General features: G+C 64.3%; 21 protein-coding genes. 13 read left to right on the forward strand and 8 right to left on the reverse strand.

Annotation, left to right across the window (positions count from 1 at the left end; translation table 11 throughout):
• Positions 1-131: 131 nt before the first annotated feature.
• From queE to D0T21_RS32375, 10 genes are all read left to right on the forward strand, one after another.
• On the forward strand, positions 132-767 hold the full coding sequence (queE, locus tag D0T21_RS06285) for a 7-carboxy-7-deazaguanine synthase (protein WP_116989188.1): 636 nt from the start codon (positions 132-134) through the stop codon (positions 765-767).
• Positions 768-769: 2 nt separating this feature from the next.
• Positions 770-1,216 (forward strand): 6-carboxytetrahydropterin synthase QueD, encoded by a 447-nt coding sequence (gene queD, locus D0T21_RS06290; RefSeq protein ID WP_116989189.1) that lies wholly within the window; start codon positions 770-772, stop codon positions 1,214-1,216.
• The gene (tadA, locus tag D0T21_RS06295) at positions 1,209-1,691 is read left to right on the forward strand and encodes a tRNA adenosine(34) deaminase TadA (RefSeq protein ID WP_116989190.1); all 483 of its coding nucleotides are present in this window, start codon (positions 1,209-1,211) and stop codon (positions 1,689-1,691) included. Before queD ends, tadA begins: the two co-directional genes overlap by 8 nt.
• A gap of 73 nt (positions 1,692-1,764) precedes the next feature.
• On the forward strand, positions 1,765-2,709 hold the full coding sequence (locus D0T21_RS06300; RefSeq protein WP_116989387.1) for an alpha/beta fold hydrolase: 945 nt from the start codon (positions 1,765-1,767) through the stop codon (positions 2,707-2,709).
• A gap of 10 nt (positions 2,710-2,719) precedes the next feature.
• Positions 2,720-3,649 carry a muramoyltetrapeptide carboxypeptidase gene (ldcA, locus tag D0T21_RS06305; protein ID WP_116989191.1) on the forward strand — a complete coding sequence of 310 codons (930 nt, stop codon included), beginning with the start codon at positions 2,720-2,722 and terminating at the stop codon, positions 3,647-3,649.
• A 5-nt stretch (positions 3,650-3,654) separates the two neighbouring features.
• Entirely contained in the window at positions 3,655-3,918 is a 264-nt protein-coding gene (locus D0T21_RS06310) for a hypothetical protein (RefSeq protein WP_147328030.1), read from the forward strand.
• A gap of 120 nt (positions 3,919-4,038) precedes the next feature.
• Positions 4,039-5,640 (forward strand): ABC-F family ATPase, encoded by a 1,602-nt coding sequence (locus D0T21_RS06315; protein WP_116989193.1) that lies wholly within the window; start codon positions 4,039-4,041, stop codon positions 5,638-5,640.
• An 84-nt stretch (positions 5,641-5,724) separates the two neighbouring features.
• The gene (gene nadA / locus D0T21_RS06320) at positions 5,725-6,870 is read left to right on the forward strand and encodes a quinolinate synthase NadA (protein WP_116989194.1); all 1,146 of its coding nucleotides are present in this window, start codon (positions 5,725-5,727) and stop codon (positions 6,868-6,870) included.
• A complete protein-coding gene (gene nadC, locus D0T21_RS06325; protein ID WP_116989195.1) occupies positions 6,867-7,733 on the forward strand; it encodes a carboxylating nicotinate-nucleotide diphosphorylase in 867 nt (288 codons plus the stop codon). The genes nadA and nadC overlap by 4 nt, the downstream gene beginning before the upstream one ends.
• A gap of 121 nt (positions 7,734-7,854) precedes the next feature.
• Positions 7,855-8,637 (forward strand): PEP-CTERM sorting domain-containing protein, encoded by a 783-nt coding sequence (locus D0T21_RS32375; protein WP_229211351.1) that lies wholly within the window; start codon positions 7,855-7,857, stop codon positions 8,635-8,637.
• A 36-nt stretch (positions 8,638-8,673) separates the two neighbouring features.
• On the opposite strand, the gene D0T21_RS06335 is transcribed toward D0T21_RS32375, so the two are convergent.
• Both D0T21_RS06335 and nadB read right to left on the reverse strand, forming a co-directional pair.
• The gene (locus D0T21_RS06335; protein ID WP_116989196.1) at positions 8,674-9,210 is read right to left on the reverse strand and encodes a GNAT family N-acetyltransferase; all 537 of its coding nucleotides are present in this window, start codon (positions 9,208-9,210) and stop codon (positions 8,674-8,676) included.
• Positions 9,211-9,219: 9 nt separating this feature from the next.
• The gene (nadB, locus tag D0T21_RS06340) at positions 9,220-10,833 is read right to left on the reverse strand and encodes an L-aspartate oxidase (protein ID WP_116989197.1); all 1,614 of its coding nucleotides are present in this window, start codon (positions 10,831-10,833) and stop codon (positions 9,220-9,222) included.
• A 226-nt stretch (positions 10,834-11,059) separates the two neighbouring features.
• On the opposite strand from nadB, the gene D0T21_RS06345 reads away from it, so the two are divergent.
• From D0T21_RS06345 to prsR, 3 genes are read left to right on the forward strand one after another with little or no spacing between them, the layout of a single operon-like run.
• The gene (locus D0T21_RS06345) at positions 11,060-12,400 is read left to right on the forward strand and encodes a TIGR03013 family XrtA/PEP-CTERM system glycosyltransferase (RefSeq protein ID WP_229211352.1); all 1,341 of its coding nucleotides are present in this window, start codon (positions 11,060-11,062) and stop codon (positions 12,398-12,400) included.
• On the forward strand, positions 12,400-14,415 hold the full coding sequence (gene prsK / locus D0T21_RS06350; protein WP_116989199.1) for an XrtA/PEP-CTERM system histidine kinase PrsK: 2,016 nt from the start codon (positions 12,400-12,402) through the stop codon (positions 14,413-14,415). Before D0T21_RS06345 ends, prsK begins: the two co-directional genes overlap by 1 nt.
• A 16-nt stretch (positions 14,416-14,431) precedes the next feature.
• Complete coding sequence (gene prsR / locus D0T21_RS06355; protein ID WP_116989200.1) at positions 14,432-15,778, forward strand: PEP-CTERM-box response regulator transcription factor; 1,347 nt, start codon at positions 14,432-14,434, stop codon at positions 15,776-15,778.
• A 3-nt stretch (positions 15,779-15,781) separates the two neighbouring features.
• Here prsR and D0T21_RS06360 read toward each other — a convergent pair whose 3' ends face one another.
• Genes D0T21_RS06360 through D0T21_RS06385 form a run of 6 tightly spaced genes read right to left on the reverse strand, consistent with a single transcriptional unit; the run spans position 15,782 to position 20,183 of the window.
• The gene (locus tag D0T21_RS06360; protein WP_116989201.1) at positions 15,782-16,426 is read right to left on the reverse strand and encodes a tetratricopeptide repeat protein; all 645 of its coding nucleotides are present in this window, start codon (positions 16,424-16,426) and stop codon (positions 15,782-15,784) included.
• Positions 16,423-17,670 (reverse strand): glycosyltransferase, encoded by a 1,248-nt coding sequence (locus D0T21_RS06365; protein ID WP_116989202.1) that lies wholly within the window; start codon positions 17,668-17,670, stop codon positions 16,423-16,425. Before D0T21_RS06365 ends, D0T21_RS06360 begins: the two co-directional genes overlap by 4 nt.
• Positions 17,664-18,494: a hydrolase 1, exosortase A system-associated gene (locus D0T21_RS06370; RefSeq protein WP_116989203.1), complete on the reverse strand. Its 831-nt coding sequence runs from the start codon at positions 18,492-18,494 to the stop codon at positions 17,664-17,666. The genes D0T21_RS06365 and D0T21_RS06370 overlap by 7 nt, the downstream gene beginning before the upstream one ends.
• Positions 18,491-19,297 carry a hydrolase 2, exosortase A system-associated gene (locus D0T21_RS06375; RefSeq protein ID WP_116989204.1) on the reverse strand — a complete coding sequence of 269 codons (807 nt, stop codon included), beginning with the start codon at positions 19,295-19,297 and terminating at the stop codon, positions 18,491-18,493. Before D0T21_RS06375 ends, D0T21_RS06370 begins: the two co-directional genes overlap by 4 nt.
• Positions 19,294-19,536, reverse strand: a complete 243-nt coding sequence (locus D0T21_RS06380; RefSeq protein ID WP_116989205.1) for an acyl carrier protein — start codon at positions 19,534-19,536, stop codon at positions 19,294-19,296. Before D0T21_RS06380 ends, D0T21_RS06375 begins: the two co-directional genes overlap by 4 nt.
• A complete protein-coding gene (locus tag D0T21_RS06385) occupies positions 19,527-20,183 on the reverse strand; it encodes a GNAT family N-acetyltransferase (protein ID WP_229211353.1) in 657 nt (218 codons plus the stop codon). The genes D0T21_RS06380 and D0T21_RS06385 overlap by 10 nt, the downstream gene beginning before the upstream one ends.
• Positions 20,184-20,328: the final 145 nt, after the last annotated feature.

Below are 20,328 nucleotides of genomic sequence, written 5' to 3' on the forward strand. Positions count from 1 at the left end.
CCAGTTAGCGTCCACCAGACCAACATATCGTGGTTGCTGCGCGGTAGCATTGTGAAATGTCAACTTCTACCGGCATAGACCGAAAAGTGTAGCGTAAGATATAATTGAGGGTTGTCCTATTGGGAACTGCCGTGACGTACAGCATCAAAGAGATTTTTTACACGCTGCAAGGTGAGGGCGCCCACGCCGGGCGTTCCGCCGTGTTTTGCCGTTTTTCCGGCTGCAATCTGTGGACCGGGCGCGAGAGCGACCGTGCCAGCGCCGTCTGCCAGTTCTGCGATACCGATTTTGTCGGCACCGACGGCGAGGGCGGCGGCAAGTTCACCACGCCGGAAGCCCTGGCCGCCACCATCAACGCGCTGTGGCCGGAAACTTACACCGCCAGCAAATATGTAGTGTTCACCGGCGGCGAACCGCTGTTGCAGCTCGATACCGCGCTGATCGCCGCCATGCATGCGGTCGGCTTTACAATCGCGATTGAAACCAATGGCACGCTGCCGGTGCCCGAGGGCGTGGACTGGATCTGCGTCAGCCCGAAAATGGGTTCCAAGCTGGTGGTGACCAAGGGCAGCGAAATCAAGGTGGTGATCCCGCAAACCGGCCAGGACCTGAGCGCCTACGAGCATTTGGACTTCGAGAATTTCTTTGTCCAGGCCATGGATGGCCCGCTGGCCGAGTTCAATACCAAACTGGCGATCGAAACCTGCAAGCGCAATCCGAAATGGAAGCTGAGCTTGCAAACCCATAAACTTTTACAGATACCCTAATCATGCTGACCATTACCCGCAAGCTGGAGTTCGACGCCGGCCACCGCATCCCCGACCACAAGAGCCAGTGCCGCAACCTGCATGGTCACCGCTACACGCTGGAAATCACGCTGACCGGCAACATCATCACGGCCGAAGGCAATTCCGACAACGGCATGATCATGGACTTTTCCGACATCAAGGCGCTGGCCAAGGAACACCTGGTCGACGTCTGGGACCATTCCTTCATCGTCTACGAGAAGGATGCTGCGGTGCGCGACTTCCTGGCGACGCTGCCGGGCCACAAGACTGTGGTGATCGACCGCATTCCGACCGTGGAAAACCTGGCCCACGTGGCTTTCGGCATCCTGAAGGCGGCCTACAAGGACCGCTACGGCACCGGCCTGCACCTGCACAAGCTGGTGTTGCACGAAACCCCTAACTGCTGGGCAGAAATCACCGATGCCTGACGAGGATTTTATGCGGCAGGCGCTCGAACAGGCCCAGCACGCATGGGACCTGGGCGAGGTGCCGGTCGGCGCGGTCGTCGTCAAGGATGGCGTGGTGATCGCGCGCGGCTACAACCAGCCGATCGGCCGGCATGATCCGACCGCGCACGCGGAAATCGTCGCGCTGCGGGCGGCGGCCGAGGCGCTGGGCAATTACCGCCTGCCGGGCTGCGAGCTGTATGTGACGCTGGAGCCGTGCGTGATGTGTTCCGGCGCGATGATGCACGCGCGCCTGGCCAAGGTGGTGTACGGCGCCACCGACCCCAAGACCGGAGCCTGCGGCTCGGTGCTCAATCTGTTCGAGCAGGAGCAGCTCAATCATCATACCGCGATCGCCGGCGGCGTCATGGCCGACGAGTGCGGCGCCATGCTGAAATCCTTCTTTGCCGCGCGTCGCGCCGCGGCCGCCGCAGCAAAGCGCAACACCTCAGAATAGCAGCGGTTTTCGCAGGTCCGGTAAAAATGGTATGCTCAAGCTACTGTTACCGGCACTGTCCATGGAGGTCGTTTTGGCTACCGCACAAGCTAACGGAATCACGATTGCTTACGAGGCCAGCGGCAATCCGCTGGACCCGCCGGTGCTGCTGATCATGGGCCTGGGCATGCAACTGGTTGCCTGGCCGCAGGATCTGGTCGACGGCCTGGTCGAGCAGGGCTACTACGTGATCCGCTACGACAACCGCGATATCGGCCTGTCCAGCAAGTTCGAACATCTCAAGCAACCCAATCTGATGCTGGCCTACCTGAAATCGCTGGTGGGATGGAAGCAGGCGCCAGCCTACACGCTGAACGACATGGCCGACGACGCGCTCGGCCTGCTCGATGCGCTCGGCATCGCCGGCGCGCATGTGGTCGGCGTGTCGATGGGCGGCATGATCGCGCAGATCTTCGCCGCGCGCTTTGGCCGGCGCACCCTGAGCCTGAGCTCCATCATGTCCAGCAGCGGCCGGCGCGGCCTGCCGGGGCCGACGCCGGCCGCGCGCAACGCCTTGATGCGCGCGCCCGCCGCTCCGCACAACCGGCGCGACGTGATCGACCGCATGGTGCAGGTGTACCGCATCATCGGCAGTCCGTCGTTCCCGACGCCTGAGCGGCAACTGCGCGACAGCATCGAACGTGCACTGGATCGCAGCGTCTATCCGGCCGGCATGGCGCGGCAGATGGTGGCCATCGTCGCGTCCGGCGATCGCACGCCGCTGCTGCGCAAGATCAGTTGTCCGGCCATGGTGATCCACGGCGCCGCCGATCCGCTGGTGCCGCTGGCCTGCGGCGCCGACACGGCGGCCGCGATTCCCAACGCCCGGCTGCACGTGATCGAAGGCATGGGGCACGACTTGCCGCCGCAATTGATCGAGCGGCTGCTTGCCTTGCTTGAGCAACATCTGCGCGGTAATATGTCGCCGGACATTCCTCCGTTGACATCCCGCCGGGCGGGCAGCGGCACCCATCACTGACAGAGACACTTTGAGCACATCCACTATCGGCATCGCGATCGCGGCCACTGGCGGCTACGCGCCGGATCACGCAGCACTGCAAAACGGCATCGAGCGCCTGCGCCAGCAAGGTCATCTGGTCCACAACTATTACGACGACGATAAGAAATTCCAGCGCTTCGCCGGCACCGACGCCGGCCGCCTGGCACAGTTGAACGCGGCCGCCGCCGATCGCGAGGTGCAGGTGGTGATCGCGCTGCGCGGTTCCTACGGCATGAGTCGCTTGCTGCCGTCGATTGATTTCCGGGCGATGGCGGACAGTGGGAAACTGTTCGTCGGCTACAGCGATTTTACGGCGTTCCAGATGGCGTTGATGAAGCAAACCGGCCGCATCAGTTTTGGCGGCCCGATGATGTGCGATGATTTTATCCGCGAGACGCCGGTCGACTACACCGTGCAGCAATTCTGGGATTGCCTGCGCGGGCCGGTGCACACGGTGCGCGGCGCGGTGGCGGAGGGTGGCTCGGACAATCCGCTGGTCGATGTCGGCGGCAAGCTGTGGGGCGGCAACCTGGCGATGATGGTCAGCCTGCTGGGCACACCGTATTTCGCGTCCCAGCCGGACGGCATCCTGTTCCTGGAAGATATCAGCGAGCATCCATACCGCGTAGAACGCATGGTGCTGCAACTGCTGTACGCCGGCGCGCTGGAAGGCCAGCGGGCGCTGGTGCTGGGCGACTTCTCCGGCTACAAGCTCAGCGCCTTCGACAATGGCTACGATTTCGAGACCATGTTGGCATACCTGCGCGAGCGGCTGCCGATCCCGGTGCTGACCGGCCTGCCGTTCGGCCACATCAAGGAGCGCGCGACGCTGCCCTACGGTGGCATGGCGCACCTGGTGTCGAGCGAGCGCGGCTTCGATTTGACTATCAGCGACTATCCTACGTTGCCAATGCGATGAAATACTTGTTTTCCCTGCTGGTACTGGTGTGCAATGCGGCGTCGGCAGACGCCCGCGCGCCGGCCAGCGATCCGCAGAAGGAAATGGCGGAGCAGCGCGCCGCGCTTGTCGAACTCCTGGACCGCGGCGAGAGTCGGGCGAACGCGTGCAGCATCGTGGCGCAACGATTTTCGCTGTCGTGTGCGGTGAGCGGCAACGATTTTATTCTCACCCGGGGCATAGGCACCCAGATCAGTTACCTCGCGACGCTGCGTATTCCCGCCAAATAGCAGCTTCTTGAATGATCCCTGGCCGTTTTTGCCGCGACCGTTCCGGCAACGCCCCATCAATGGTAAAATGCCCGGTTATCCAGCTTCATTGCTAAATTCAACGCTTTAAGGGCTTTATTCGTGCTATCCACAGCTAACATCACCATGCAATTCGGCGCCAAGCCGCTGTTCGAAAACATTTCCGTCAAATTCGGCGATGGCAACCGCTATGGCCTGATCGGCGCCAACGGTTGCGGCAAGTCCACCTTCATGAAAATCCTGGGCGGCGATCTGGACCCGTCGGGCGGCAACGTGATGCTGGATACGAACGAGCGCCTGGGCAAGCTGCGCCAGGACCAGTTCGCCTATGAAGAAATGCGCGTGCTGGACGTGGTGATGATGGGTCACACCGAAATGTGGGCGGCGATGCAGGAACGCGACGCGATCTACGCCAATCCGGAAGCCACCGACGACGACTACATGAAGGCCGCCGAGCTGGAAGGTAAAGTCTCCGAGTACGACGGCTACACCGCCGAATCGCGCGCGGGCGAGCTGCTGCTGGGCGCCGGCGTGGCCATCGACCTGCACAAGGGTCCGATGAGCAATGTGTCGCCAGGCTGGAAACTGCGCGTGCTGCTGGCGCAGGCGCTGTTCTCGAATCCTGACATCCTGCTGCTCGACGAACCGACCAACAACCTGGACATTAATACGATCCGCTGGCTGGAAGACGTGCTGAACGACCGCAACTCCACCATGATCATCATTTCCCACGATCGCCACTTCCTGAACCAGGTGTGCACCCACGTGGCCGACATGGACTACGGCACGTTGAAGATCTATCCGGGCAATTACGACGAGTACATGTTCGCTTCGACCCAGGCGCGCAACCAGCAACTGGCCAACAACGCCAAGGCCAAGGACAAGGTCGCCGAGCTGCAGGACTTCGTGCGCCGCTTCGCCGCCAACAAGTCCAAGGCTCGCCAGGCCACCTCGCGCGCCAAGCAGATCGAAAAGATCAAGGTCGACGACATCAAGCCATCGTCGCGTGCCTATCCGTTCGTGCGTTTCGACGGCGAGAAGAAGCTGCACCGCCTGGCCGTCGAGGTCGATTCGATCGCGAAGAAATACGATCGCCAGCTGTTCAACAACTTCAGCATCATGGTTGAAGCGGGCGAGCGCATTGCCATCATTGGCGCCAACGGCGCCGGCAAGACCACGCTGCTGCGTTGCATCGGCGGCGACGACATCGCTCACCTGCACGCCGATCACGGCATGGTCAAGTGGGCCGAGAACGCCAACGTCGGCTACATGCCGCAGGATCCGACCGAGGAGTTCGCCAAGGACATCACGCTGACCGACTGGATGGGCGACTGGACCCAGGAAGGCGACGACGACCAGGCCGTGCGCTCGATCCTGGGCCGCCTGCTGTTTGGCGGCGACGAGGTGAAGAAATCGGTCAAGGTGCTGTCCGGCGGCGAAAAGGGCCGCATGATGTACGGCAAGCTGATGCTGGGCCGCCACAACGTGCTGCTGCTCGATGAGCCGACCAACCACATGGACATGGAATCGATCGAGTCGCTGAACATCGCGCTGGAAAAATACGCCGGCACGCTGATCTTCGTCTCGCACGATCGCGAATTCGTGTCGTCGCTGGCCAACCGCATCATCGAGATCAAGGAAAACGAGATCGTCGATTTCCGCGGCAACTACGAGGACTACCTGACCAGCCAGGGCATCGACTAATCACTCTAAAAGAATCCCGCCGCAAGCGGGATTCTTTGCAATGTGCCATAGTTATCGCTTCACGTTTTACGTTCACTGAACACCATGCAAACCATAGACATCAAATCCGTCGAGTACGAGCATCCACAAGACGGAGCCAGCTGCACCGCCCACGCCTGGGCGCGCACGCCAGCGACGCCATCGCCTGAACAACGCATTGAACTCAAGGAACGCATCAAGCGCCTGCTGAAAGAAAAGCAGGCCGTGCTCGTTTCCCACTATTACGTCGACGCCGACCTGCAAGACCTGGCCGAGGAAACCGGCGGCTGCGTCTCCGATTCGCTGGAGATGGCGCGCTTCGGCCGCGACCATCCGGCCAAGACGCTGGTGGTGGCCGGCGTGCGCTTCATGGGCGAAACCGCCAAGATCCTCAGCCCGGAAAAACGCATCCTGATGCCGGACCTGGACGCGACCTGTTCGCTGGATCTGGGCTGTCCGGTCGATGAATTCACCGCCTTCTGCGACGCCCATCCGGACCGCACGGTGGTGGTGTACGCCAACACCAGCGCCGCCGTCAAGGCGCGCGCCGACTGGATGGTGACCTCGTCGATCGGCCTGGACATCGTCAAGCACCTGCACGAGCAGGGCAAGAAAATCCTGTGGGCGCCGGACAAGCACCTGGGCTCCTACATCCAGAAGCAGACCGGCGCCGACATGCTGCTGTGGCAGGGCTCCTGCCTGGTGCACGACGAGTTCAAGGGCATCGAACTCGATCTGCTGAAGGCCGAATATCCGAACGCCAAGGTGCTGGTGCACCCTGAATCGCCGGCCAATGTGGTGACGCTGGCGGACGTGGTCGGCTCAACCACGCAGATCATCAACGCCGCCGTCGAATCGGACGCCGACACCTTCATCGTCGCCACCGACAACGGCATCCTGCACAAGATGCGCGCCGCCGCGCCGGGCAAGCGCTTCATCGAAGCGCCGACCGCAGGCAACAGCGCCAGCTGCAAGAGCTGCGCGCATTGCCCCTGGATGGCGATGAACGGCCTGCAAAACCTGGCCGACGTGCTGGAAAACATGGACAACAACACCGACCACGAGATCCACGTCGATCCGGAAATTGGCAAGCAGGCGGTAACGTCGATCAACCGCATGCTCGATTTCGCGGCCGCCAAGAAAGCCAAGGTCCAGCCGGGCGCTGACCTGGCAAAAGAAGCTAAACTGTTTTCGGGAATCGGTCCGGCATGAGTACCTTAGTCAACACCTTTGCACCTTTTGACGATGCACTGAAGACCGCCTTTGAAGGCAATATGCTGGCGGCACTGCTGGAAGACGTGGGCAGCGGCGACCTGACCGGCCTGCTGGTGCCGGACGGCGGCCGCGCCACCGCGCGCGTGATCGTGCGTGAAGACGCGGTGCTGTGCGGCGCGCCCTGGTTCGAAGGCATCATGAACTGCATGCAGGCCGGCATCGAGATCGACTGGCAATATGCCGAAGGCGATCTGATGAAGGCCGACAGCCTGGTCTGCACCATCCAGGGCCCGGCGCGCGCGCTGCTGACGGCGGAACGCGCTTCGCTGAATTTCCTGCAACTGCTGTCGGGCGTGGCGACCGCCACCCGCAAGTATGTCGACGTCATCGCCGGCACCCGCGCGGCCATCCTCGATACCCGCAAGACCATGCCGGGTTTGCGCCTGGCGCAGAAGTACGCGGTGCGCGTGGGCGGCGGACAGAACCAGCGCCTGGCCTTGTATGACGGCATCCTGATCAAGGAAAACCATATCGCGGCGGCCGGCGGCATCACCGCTGCGGTGCTGGCGGCCAAGCGGCTGGAGAAGGGCGTATCGATCCAGGTGGAAGTGGAGAGCATCGCCGAGCTGGAAGAGGCGCTGGCGGCCGACGCCACCTCCATCCTGCTCGATAACTTCAGCCTCGACATGATGCGCGATGCGGTGCGGCTCAACGCCGGCCGCGCCTTGCTGGAAGCTTCCGGCGGCATCAACTTCGATACCGTGCGCGCCATCGCCGAGACCGGCGTGGACCGCATTTCCATCGGCAGCCTGACCAAGGATGTGCGCGCAACGGATTACTCCTTGCGCATCGTCGGCTAAGCCCTCGATAAGTGCCATGAAAAATAGGCATGCATATATGTAAAAATTTATAATTATGCATGCCTAAAATGCAATATAATCTGCCTTGATTTTTTACATCATTAATCAAAGGAGCAGATAAATGAAATTGCAATTTTTGGCAGGTGCGGTAGCGATGTTGGGTCTGACGGGCCTGGCGCATGCGGATGGTTTCGTCAACGGTAACTTCGAGAGCGGCACCACGGCTGGCTGGACCACCGGCGGCGGCTACCGCGGCAACGTCGACAACACCGTCATGACGCCTTCGCAGTTCCTGCCGGGTGGCAGCCTGAACAGCGACAACGGCACGCGCGGCACCGTGATCGACAGCAGCTACGTCGATCCAAATCTGGGCGCATTGCTGGGTTCAACCGTGAACAGCGGCAAATATGCCTATCGCGCCGAAGACACGATTAATGGCGGCAATGCGACCGTCATCAGCCAGAAGGTCAACAACTACACCGACGCCAACATCTATTTCGCCTGGAAAGCCGTGCTGGAAAACGGCGGCCACCCGGAATATCAATCGGCACTGATGAAGCTGACCCTGACCGACGACACCACCGGTCAGTTGCTGATCAGCCGCAGCTACAACGCCGGCTTCGATGGCTCCGGCGTCGACAGCCGTTTCGCTTCCGAAGGCAGCTTGTTCTACACGCCTAACTGGCAGGTCGAGAAGCTGGCCATCGACCAGTCGCTGTCCGGCCACAGCTTCACGCTGTCGCTGCTGGCTTCCGATTGCGAGCCTACTGGTCACACCGGTTATGCTTACCTGGACGGTTTCGGTTCGGTCGCCCCGCCAGTACCTGAGCCTAGCACCTACGGCATGATGCTGGCTGGCCTGGGCCTGCTGGGCTACATGGCTCGCCGCAAGAAATCGGCTTAAGCCTGTTGATGGCGCCGGCTGCGATGCCGGCCGGCGCTATGCGTTGATACGCTTCCTCATTTTTGCCAGCGGCACCTTGATGTCGCCCGGCAGTGTAATTTCAAACCGTTCCACCATCGTGAAGCCGCAAGCCAGATACAGCGGCACGCCCGGCATGGTGGCGGCCAGTTCCAGCGTGCGGAAACCGGCTGCGGCCGCCGCGTCGGTGCAATGGCTCAGCAGCAAGCGGCCCAGTCCCTGGCGGGCCGCCGACGGCTCGACGAAGAAGGCGCGGATGCGCGCCGCTTCCGTGGCCGGATCGAGCAGCGGATCGGCGCCTTGCTTGGTGCGGTCGGCGCCGAACAGCGTGCTGCGCTTGCTCCAGCCGCCGCAGGCCACCAGCTCCCCATGTTTTTCAATCAAAAAATAGGTTTGGTCGGCGACCAGCTGGGTGTCGACGCCGAACACATGGCGGGTGATCGCCTCGGCCTGCTGCTGGGTGTAGAAGCCGTCGCTCAGCTCGATGCCCGAGCGGGCGATCAGCGCTTCCATCGCGGGGATATCGCCCGGCCGGGCTGCGCGCACGGTGATCAAGCCTGCTCCTTATTTGCGGCGGGCCGGCGTCAGGATGCTCGGCAGCGCTTTCGGCAGCGTCTCCGGGTAGTCGCGGCTGAAGTGCAGGCCGCGGCTTTCGTGCCGCTGCAAGGCACTGTTGACGATCAGGTTGGCGACGTCGACCAGGTTGCGCAGCTCCAGCAAGTCGTGCGTGATGCGGAAGTTGCGGTAGTACTCGTCGATTTCCTCCTTCAACAGCGCGATACGGTGCTGGGCCCGCTCCAGGCGCTTGGTGGTGCGCACGATGCCGACATAATTCCACATGAAGCGGCGCAGTTCGTCCCAGTTGTGGGAGATGACCACTTCCTCGTCGGCGTCGGTGACGCGGCTTTCGTCCCAGTCCGGCAGGTAGGGCACTTCGCCTTTTTCCTTGGCGGCGATGTCGGTGGCGCAGGCGCGGCCGATGACCACGCATTCCAGCAAGGAATTGCTGGCCAGCCGGTTGGCGCCGTGCAGGCCGGTGCAGGCGGTTTCGCCCACCGCGTACAGGCCGGGCAGGTCGGTGCGGCCGTGCAGGTCGGTCACCACGCCGCCGCAGGTGTAGTGCGCGGCCGGCACAATCGGGATCGGCTGCTTGGTGATGTCGATGCCCAGCTCCAGGCAGCGCGCGTAAATGGTCGGGAAGTGTTCGATCAGGAACTCGGCCGGCTTGTGGCTGATGTCCAGGTGCACGTAGTCCAGGCCGCGTTTCTTGATCTCGAAGTCGATGGCGCGCGCCACCACGTCGCGCGGCGCCAGTTCGGCGCGCTCGTCGTGGGCCAGCATGAAGCGGGCGCCGGCGGCGGCGCCGGCTTCCGGCGGCAGCTTGAGCAGGCCGCCTTCGCCGCGGATGGCCTCGGTGATCAGGAAGGATTTGGCGTAGGGGTGGTACAGGCAGGTCGGATGGAACTGGATGAATTCCATGTTCGACACGCGGCAGCCGGCGCGCCAGGCCATGGCGATGCCGTCGCCGCTGGCGGTGTCGGGATTGGTGGTGTACAGGTAGACCTTGCCGGCGCCGCCGGTGGCCATCACCGTGTGTTCGGCGGCGAAGGTCAGCACCTGGCCGGTCTTCTCGTCTTGCACGTACAGGCCGTAGCACTTGGGCTGGGCGTTGGCTTTTTTGAGCGGGTGCAGCTTGTCGGAGGTGATCAGGTCGATCGCGCAATGGTGCTCGAACAGGGTGATGTTCGGATGGGCGCGGACTTTTTCCTCCAGCGTGACCTGCACCGCGTGGCCGGTGGCGTCGGCCGCGTGGATGATGCGGCGCTGACTGTGGCCGCCTTCGCGGGTCAGGTGGAAGCCCAGTTCGGCCGAATCGTCCTTGGTGAAGGGCACGCCTTGCTCGATCAGCCATTCGATCGCTTCGCGGCCGTGCTCGACGATGTAGCGCGTCGCGCTTTCGTCGCACAGGCCGCCGCCGGCGATCAGGGTGTCGTCGATGTGCTGGGTGTGGCTGTCGCCGGAATCGAGCACGGCGGCAATGCCGCCCTGGGCCCAGTTGCTGGCGCCATCCTTCAGCGCGCGTTTGGAAATGATCGCGACTGTGCGCGTTTCGGCCAGGTGGAGGGCGACCGACAGGCCGGCCAATCCGCTGCCGACAATTGCAACATCAAATTTCATGATTACGTTTGGATGCGGTAGAGAACCATGACTATAGACCATTTGTCATGAACGCGTCATATCCGGCTGATTTTCGGACTTTTTAGTCCTGAACCGACGAGCAAATTGTGGCCGCTCAAGGCGCAAGCGCCGCAGGTTGGCGATGATCGGAGTTACACCGCTGATTGGTGTCGGGGAGCGGATCGTGATCAGGATATTTCACCACTATGTGTCCAAAATAGCCTTTATGTTGTTGTTGCTGGAGTTGCTGGTGCTGTTGACGGCAGCCGTGGCCAGTGCGCCGCTGTGGCTCAAGGGACGGCACGCCGGCGACCAGCTGTACCTGCCGGCGCTGGCGTTCGCGCTGGTCATGGTGCTGAGCATGGGCACGCTGGGCATGTACCAGCACAATCAATCCAGGGAAGATATCAAGAGCACCTTGCTGCGCATCCTGCCGTCGTTCGTGCTGGGATTCGGCCTGATGACTTTGTTGTCGAGCATGATACCGGGGGCGCAGTTCGGCCGCGTCGGCAGCGTGGTGTTCGTGCTGGGCGGGGCGGCGGTGCTGCTGGCGCGGCTGGTGGTGTTCACGTCGGCGCAGTCGAGCATGCTTGAGCAGCGCCTGATCGTCATCGGCGACGGCGCCACCGCGCGCGAATGCCTGGAGCTGGGCGCCAGCAGTGTCGGCTTCCATGCGTTCAAGGTGGTGGGCTTTGTGCCGGTGTCCGGGGAGGTGTCTTGCGTGCCGGCCACGATGCTGCTGCCGGCCGACCTGTCGCTGCTGTCGCTGGCGCGGCGTTATGCGGCCGACGAGATCGTGGTGTCGGTGGGCGACCGCCGCAATGGGGCGTTTCCAGTTCGACAATTGCTGGAGTGCGCGCTGGGCGGCGTGCCGGTGACCGACGCCGCCACTTTCTTCGAGCGCGAGGCGTGCCAGATCCGGGTCGATTCCTTGCAGCCGAGTTATCTGATTTTCGGCGGCGGCTTCGACCAGAGCTTGCTGCGAGCGGCGGTCAAGCGCGCGTTCGACCTGGTGGCCAGCGGCGCCATCTGCCTGGCGGCCATGCCGGTGATGCTGCTCACGGCGCTGGCGATCCGTCTCGAGGATGGTGGGCCGGTGTTTTACCAGCAGGAGCGGGTGGGCCGCGACAACCGATTGTTCAAGGTGCTGAAGTTCCGCAGCATGCGGCTGGATGCAGAACAGGATGGCAAGCCCAAGTGGGCTGTGCTGAACGATCCGCGCGTGACCACGGTCGGTCATTGGATACGCAAGCTGCGCATCGACGAGTTGCCGCAGATGCTGAACGTGTTCAAGGGCGAGATGAGTTTTGTCGGGCCGCGTCCGGAGCGGGCCTATTTCGTCGACCAGTTGTGCGGCGAGATCGCCTACTACAATGTGCGTCACAGCATCAAGCCGGGCATCACCGGCTTGGCGCAGGTGCGCTACAGCTACGGCGCCTCGGTCGAGGATGCGCTGCGCAAGCTGCAGTACGATTTGTACTATGTGAAGAACAACAGCCTGTTCCTCGATCTGTTGATTCTGATCGACACGGTGCAGGTGGTGTTGTTCGGCAAGGGCGGGCGTTGATGTCCTGGTCGCTGGTTGCCGGCTTCAGCTACGGCCTGGCGGCGCTGGCGTTTGCGTTGTTGGCGGCCTTGCTGCTGCGGGATGGGTGGCGGCAGCGCGGCCATGCCGGCGCGTTCGGGGCGGCTTGTGTCGCAACGGCCGCGTGGGCGGCGCTGGCGGCCGCTGGGTCGGCCTGGCGCGCCGGCCTGCTGGCAGCGATGGATGGATTCGAAGCGCTACGCACCGCTGCCTGGCTGGCGCTGCTATTGATACTGTCCAGCGGCGGCGCGCGGCGGCACGGCTGGCTGGTGGCGGTAGTCGTGCTGGCGGTGCTGGGCTGGCTGGCGGCGGCCGACGGACGGGCGCTGGCCGCGATCGTCATCCGCCTGGGCCTGGCGGTGTTGGGGATGCTGCTGGTCGAGCATCTGTACCGGGGCACGCCGCCTTCCTCGCGCTGGGGCATCAAGTTTGCCTGCCTGGGCGTGGGCGCCTTGTTCGCCTACGACTTCTATCTGTACAGCGAAGCGCTGCTGTTCCACCGCGTCAACGAGGAGATCTGGGCCGCGCGCGGCGCCGTCAACGCGCTCAGCGTTCCCTTGCTGGCCTTGGCGGTGGCGCGCAACCCGGTGTGGACCGCGGGCTTGTCGCTGTCGCGCCAGATCATGTTCGGTTCGGCGGCGCTGCTGGGTTCTGCGCTGTACTTGATGGCGATGGCGACCAGCGCCTGGTATCTGCGCTACATCGGCGGCGTCTGGGGCACCTTGATGCAGCTGGCCTGCCTGTTCGGCGCGGCGCTGTTGTTGTCGGGCGTACTGTTTTCCGGCACGGTGCGTTCGCGCCTGAAGGTGTTTATCAGCAAGCACTTCTATCAGGGACGCTACGACTACCGGCAGGAATGGCAGCGCTTTACCCACGCACTGGCCGAGGACAGCGCGGCGCTGTCGCAGCGGGCGATACAGGCGATGGCGGAATTGGTGGAGAGTCCTGCGGGCTTGCTGTGGCTGCGCCGCGACGGCGCCGACTTCCAGGCCGTGGCGCGCTGGAACATGTCGGGGCCGCTGGCGGTGGAGCCGGCCGACGGCGAGCTGTGCACATTTCTGGCGGCGCGCGGCTGGGTGATCGATATCGCCGAGTGGCGCGACCATCCGCAGCGCTACGGCTTGCCGGCGCTGCCGTCCTGGTTGCTCGAGGCGGACGCGGTGCGGCTGGTGGTGCCGCTGATGCTGGAACGCAGCCTGTACGGCTACATCTGCCTGGCGCCGCCGCGCGCCAAGCTGTTGCTGAACTGGGAGGTCTGCGACGTGCTCAAGATAGCTGGCCGGCAGGCCGCCAGTTATCTGGCGCATCAGGAATCGGCCAACAGCCTGGCGGTGGCGCGGCAGTTCGAATCGTTCAACCGCATGTCGACCTTTGTCGTGCACGACTTGAAGAACCTGGTGTCGCAGCTGTCGTTGCTGCTGGTGAATGCAGAGCGGCACAAGGCGAATCCGGCGTTTCAGGAGGATATGCTGGAGACGCTGGCTCACTCCTTGAACAAGATGAAGTCGCTGCTGCTCAAGCTGCGCCGCGACGAGGTGGCCGAGCAAGCCGCGCCCTTGCAGCTGGAAGCCGTGCTGGAACAACTGATGCGCGGCTACGCGCAGCTGGAACCGAGGCCGGCGCTGGAGCTGTGCGCCGACGGGCTGGTGGTGCTGGCCAACCGCCAGCGGCTGGAGCGGGTGATCGGTCACCTGATCCTGAACGCGGTGGAAGCGACGCCGCGCAACGGCCGCGTCGCCATGCGGCTGCTGCGCAATGACGCCGCCGCCGTGATTGAACTCAGCGACACCGGCCATGGCATGAGCGAACAATTCATCCGCGAGCGGTTGTTCCAGCCGTTTGAATCCACCAAGCGCGCCGGCATGGGCATCGGCGTATTCGAGAGCCGCGAGTATGCGCGCGAGATCGGCGGCCGCCTGGAGGTGAGCAGCGTGCCGGCGCGCGGCACCACGTTCCGCCTGATCTTGCCGCTGCTGATGGATGCGGCGGCGGCCTGATCTTCAGAGGATAGACATGGGAAAAAGTAAATTGTTGGTGGTGGAAGACGATGCCGGCTTGCAGAAGCAGCTGCGCTGGAGCCTGGACGCCTACGAGGTGGTGCTGGCGGACGACCGCGAGTCGGCGATGGCGCAGCTGCGCCGGCACCAACCGGCGGTCGTGACCATGGACCTGGGTTTGCCGCCCGACCCGGACGGCGCGCGCGAGGGCTTAGCCTTGCTGCAACAGGTGCTGGCGGCCGCACCGGATACCAAGGTCATCATCTTGTCGGGCAACCAGGCGCGCGAGCACGCGCTGAAGGCCGTCGCCATGGGGGCGTATGATTTCCACCAGAAGCCGCTCGATGCGGATACGCTGTCGCTGGTGGTGGCGCGGGCCTTTTATCTGCATGCGATGCAGCAGGAAAACCGGCGCATGCTGCAAATCCAGACGGACTCGCCGCTGGCCGGCATCATCAGCCGCGACCCCGGAATGCTGAAGGTGTGCCGCAGCGTGGAGCGGGTGGCGCCGTCGTCGGCAACGGTGATGTTGCTGGGCGATTCGGGCAGCGGCAAGGAACTGATCGCGCGCGGCCTGCATCGGCTCAGTGCGCGGCACGACAAGCGCTTTGTCGCCATCAACTGCGCCGCCATTCCCGAGCAGTTGCTGGAAAGCGAATTGTTCGGCTATGAAAAAGGCGCGTTCACTGGAGCCCAGCGGCAGACGCTGGGCAAGCTGGAACTGGCGCACGGCGGCACTTTCTTCCTGGACGAGATCGGCGACATGGCGATGCACTTGCAGGCCAAGCTGCTGCGCTTCCTGCAGGAACGCGTGATCGAACGGGTGGGCGGGCGCAGCGAGATCAGCATCGATGTACGCATCGTTTGCGCCACCCACCAGAACCTGAAGGCGCTGGCCGAAAGCGGACGGTTCCGCGAAGATCTGTTCTACCGGCTGAGCGAGATCGTGCTGTCGATACCGCCGTTGCGCGAGCGCGTCGGCGACAGCGCCTTGCTGGCGCACCATTTCAAGAACAAGTTCTGCGCCAGCGAGTCGCGCTCGGCCCTGCATTTCAGTCCGGAAGCCCTGGCGGCGATTGAGGCCTATCCCTGGCCGGGCAATGTGCGCGAGATGGAGAACTGCATACGGCGGGCCGTGATCATGGCCGACGGTCCGCAGATTACGCCGCTGGACCTGGGCTTGCCCGACAGCGCGGCCGCCGAAGCCAGCGTCAACCTGCGGCAGGCGCGTGACGCGGCCGAGTACAAGGTGATGGTGCAGGCGCTGGCTCGGGTCGACGGCAACATCGTCAAGGCTGCCGAGCTGCTGGGCGTCAGCCGGCCTACCTTGTACGACTTGATGAACCACCACGGCCTGAAGTAGCGGCTACTCGGCCTCGCGCCACTGGCCGGCGGCGGTCAACTGGTTCTTCAGCCCCGGCAGCGGGAAGCCCAGGCCATACGCCTGATGGGCGCTGGCGCGGGCCTGTTCGTAGTCCTTGCGCTTGAGGTAGAGCAGGCCGAGGTTGTAGTGCGTGGTGGCGTTGCCCGGCTCCAGCCGGACCGCCTCCTTCAGCTGCTCCAGCGCGGCGTCGGACTGTCCCAGTCCCAGCAGGTAGCCGCCGAACAGGGCGTGGACCCGGGCGTCGTCCGGACGGAAACGCAGGGCGCGGTCGAAATAGCAGCCGATCGAATAGTGGGCGCCGTAGGGTTTGGGATTCTTGTCGCGCAGCGCCAGCTTGCTCATCGCCGCCAGAGCCCGGTGGTGGTTGGGGAAATGATCGAGGGTGTAGCCGATGTCGCTGCCGAGCGAGCCGGAAGCGCCGCGCACCAGCCGTTCAACCTCGGGCGTGAAATGGTATTGCTCGACCACGGTCAAGCCTTCGCGGTCGGTGGGATTGGTGTAGTCGCCGCCGGGATCGTGGCGTACGTAAGTGCCGCAGTCTTCGCCGATGACGGCGCGCGGCGCGGCGCCGCAGTCGGACGCAATGGCGAGCAGCAGCGGAATGATCAGGTGTGCTTGTGGTTTCATATCGGTTCCTTGTGGGCGGCTTGGTCCAGCAGCGCGGCCAGCTGGCGCGTGCGGGCGGCACGGGAGTAGCCTTCGATGACGGCGCGCGCGGCCAGCGGCGCCTGCTGTGTTCGGCACAGATGCAGGAAGCGCAGCAGGACGGCGGCGATGTCGGCCGCGTTGTCGAGCCGGCCGATGGTGTCGATGCCGGCGGCGCGCAGCGTGGCCGCCGTGTCGCCGGCGGCGTCGGTCAAGGCCAGCACGGGGCGGCGGGCGCGCAGGTATTCGTACAGCTTGGCCGGGATCTGGCTGTTGCAGTTGGCGGCCTGGAGCAGAAGCAAGCCGTCGGCGTCCAGCATTTCCGCCAGCGCGGCGCGGTAGGGTAGCGGCGGCGCCAGCTCGACCAGCTCGGCCACGCCTGGATAGTGCTGCATCAGCGCACGCAGGTGGTCGTCGTGCGCGCTGGCGCGCAGCCGCAGGCGGAAGTTTTCCGGCCCGATGCGGCGTTCGGCCGATAGCATGGCCAGCGCCGTAAACAAAGGGCCCGGGTCGCGCTCGGACGGATAGATGACGCCGCTGTGCAGCAGTGTGAACGGGCCGCGCGGCTTGGGCGGCGCTGCGGCGGCTTCGGCAACGCGGAAGCTTTCGTCGTCGTAGCCGTTTTCGATCAGGGCCAAGCGTCGCACGTCGGCTTGTGGATGACGCTGGTTCAGCCCGCTGAGCGCGCCGGGTGTGGTGCAGACCACGGCGGCCGCCTTGCGCATGGACTGGCGTTCGATCCAGGCGTGGATGCGACGACGGCGCGGGTCGGGCGGGTAGTCGTGATCCACCATCGGGTCGCGCTGGTCGGCGATCCAGGGGATGCCGGTGAGGCGGTGCAGGCTCAGCGCGATCAGGTGCGCCGTGGCGATCGGATAGCTGGACCAGATGGCATCCGGCCGGTGCTTGCGGATCAGGCGCAGTCCGGCGGGCACCGCGCCCAGCCACCAGGTAATCCAGCGGTCCGGCTGGGCCAGCAGATCGGGGTAGCGGCCGCGCAAGGCGAGATGGCGGGAACTATCCAACGCAAAGCTGCGATGCACCGGCACATGGTGGTTGGTCTGGTCGGCGCCGATGTCTTCGTAGGCGCGCGGGTGGACCGTCAGCACCGTCGGCTGCCAGCCAAATTCCGGCAGGTGGCGGGTGAACGCCAATGTGCGGTGGATGCCGCTGCCTCCGCACATTGGCGGATAATGATAGGCGATCATCAATACGCGCTTCACCATGACGCCAGCCAGTCGGCGCAGGCGGTGGTCACGCTGGCGCGCCAGGTCCTGCTGGAGAAAGTGTGGTTGGCCTGCGGAACGTGGACCAGGCGCACGCGCGGGCCATCGAGCAGTTGGCGCCAGTGCGTCTGATGGTCGTACAGCGCCGAGAATTCGCGCGCGCCCAGGTCGGCCCCGCTGAGCACGATCAGGGTGCGGCCGTGGAATTGATGCAGCGCGCGGTAGAGCCGTTGCGGCAGCGAGCCCTCCGTTGTGGGCGCCTGTCTTGCCGTGGAAGCCAGTGCAATGAAGGAGCCCAGGCTGCGCCTGAGATGCACGGCGCCGCCCTTGAGCTTGAGCCAGAAGTCGCGCTCCAGCAGTCGCTGCACGTAGTAATGCCTGAGCGTTGCGCGCGCGTTGCCTTGCTCGGTACGCACCCAGGGATTGAGCATCACCAGCCCGGTGACGCGGGGATCGCGCGCGGCGTGGCGGGCGGCCGCGGTGGCGCCGTCGCACAAGCCCCACAACACCAGCTCCTGCATGGCCGGCAGCTTGCTGAAGAACTCGGCGATCGCGGCGTCCAGGTCGTCGTCAAGTTGTTCGAAGTGACGCGGTTCGCCTTCGCTGTCGCCCATGCCCCGGTAGTCGAAGCGCATCACGGGGATGCCGGACGCTGCCAGCTCCTGCGCGAGCAACACGAAGTGCCGGTGGCTGCCGATGCGGTATTGCGGCCCGCCGGTGACGATCAGTACGCCGCGTGGCAGTGGCCGCTCCGGCAGGTGCAGGACGCCGACCAGCCAGCAGTCCTGGCAGGGGAAATGCAAGGCCAGACGCTGCCAGTTCATACCGGCCCCAACGGCATGGCGGCCAGTGTCGCCGTGATCAAGGCGGGCACTTCGGCGATCTCGGGGGTGGTCCAGAAGGGCGCTCCCGCCAGCGGATAGGCGTCGACGTGGGCGCCGGCGCGTTCCCAGCGCTCCAGCAGCAAGGCCGATGCCGGCTGCAGCGCGGCCGGCTGAGGAGGTGCAGCCAGCTCCAGCCATTGCACCGGACACGCCGGGCGGTTGCCGGCCTCGGCGTTCCTGATGGCGTCGCACAGTTCGGCGTCCAGCGTGTAGCCGGCTACTTCGTCCATGGCGTCCTGCTCGCCGGCGCCGAACATCCTCGCCGCGTTTTGCAGCCGCATGAACTGGTGCAGGTGCGGCCGGCCGCTGACCACGGCTTGCCACAGCACCAGGCCCGCCGGAGCCGGACGGGCTTGCTCGGCGAACTGCAAGGCCAGCAAGGCGCCGAGGCGCAGGCCCCACAGGTAGGCGGGGCCCGGCGAATGTTCAGCCAGCCATTGCCAGCCCAGCGCCAGGTCGGCCAGCCAGATTTCCCAGCGGGCATCCGAGAAGTCGCCGCTGCTGTCGCCGCAGCCGTACAAGTCCAGTTGCAGCACGCCGTAGCCGGCGTGGGCGTAGGCACGCGCCTGAAGCGCCGCCATGCGGCGGCTCTTGTTGAGCTCCTCGGCGAAGGGATGGACGTACAGCAGCGAGCCGCGCATTTCCGCTCCCGGGTGCGGCGGGTAGTACAGGCAGAAACGGTCGCCTGCTGCCGTCTTGAGAAAGAAGGGCAGCGCGTGGCTGCGCTGTGCGTAGCCGTTCACGCCAGCTTGCCCTGTACGAATGCGGCGAGCGTGCCGACCGTGAAGAAATGGCGGGCATTGATTTCATCGTCGTCGACGGAGATGCCGAATTGCTGCTCCAACGCCATGATGAGGTTGACGACCGCCATCGAATCGAGCTCGGGCACGCTGCCCAGCAAGAGGGTGTCTTGATTGAGTGGCATTTTCGCCAGACCCAGCGTGGTGCGCAAGGTCTGGCAGACTTGATCTATTACCGGCATGGCGGCTCCTCGGGTAAAGTGCTGGTGTCGAACAGCAGTTGCGGGCAACTGCCGACGTGGCGCGACAAGTGGACAAATGGCGCCTGGCTGGCCCACATCCATTGCCAGCGGCCGCAGCGCAAGAAAATGGCGCTGCCCATGCGCACCACGCCGATGCGGGCGTGGGCGCGCAACGACGCCGGATTGAAGGCGGAGATGCGGCTGCAGGTCCAGCGTATGCCGTGCTGGCGCAGGTGGTGGCGCGCCGCTTCCCACAGGCGGGGAAAGACCCAGCCCAGGCGCTCCTCCGGCCGGATCCAGACGTCGAAATCCCAGGATGCGCGTGAACTGGCCAGGCGGTAGCGGACGCGCACTTCATCTTCCAGGTAGGTATCGGGTATCAGCCACAGAAAGCCGGCCAGCTGGCCCTTGCGCCATGCGGTCAGACTGAGCGCGCCTTGCGCATAGCGCTGCCTGACCACATTTTCGGGACGCGGATAGCCGGGCGGCGTGGCGTCCTCGGCGGCGTGTTGCTGGATGTCGATGTCCTGTCCGCGCGGGACGCACAGCGAGGTGTCGCCGACGTACTGGGCCACAAAATGGTAGCGGTACAGCGCCCACGAACCAGCGCTGGCCGCCTCCAGCAATTGGGCGATCCAGTAGAGCATGGCATTCAGCCAACCCAGTTGTATATATGTGTGACGCAAGCCAGTAGTCATCGCGGCAGGCCAGGATGGAAGCGGAATACAGATTAGACCCCGCACACAACGCCGCGGGTTTGAGCCAGCACAAGCGGGCTGCATGCTTGAGCAA

The organism is Duganella sp. BJB476, from assembly GCF_003416895.1.
In the GTDB taxonomy this organism is placed as follows: Bacteria; Pseudomonadota; Gammaproteobacteria; order Burkholderiales; family Burkholderiaceae_D; genus Rugamonas.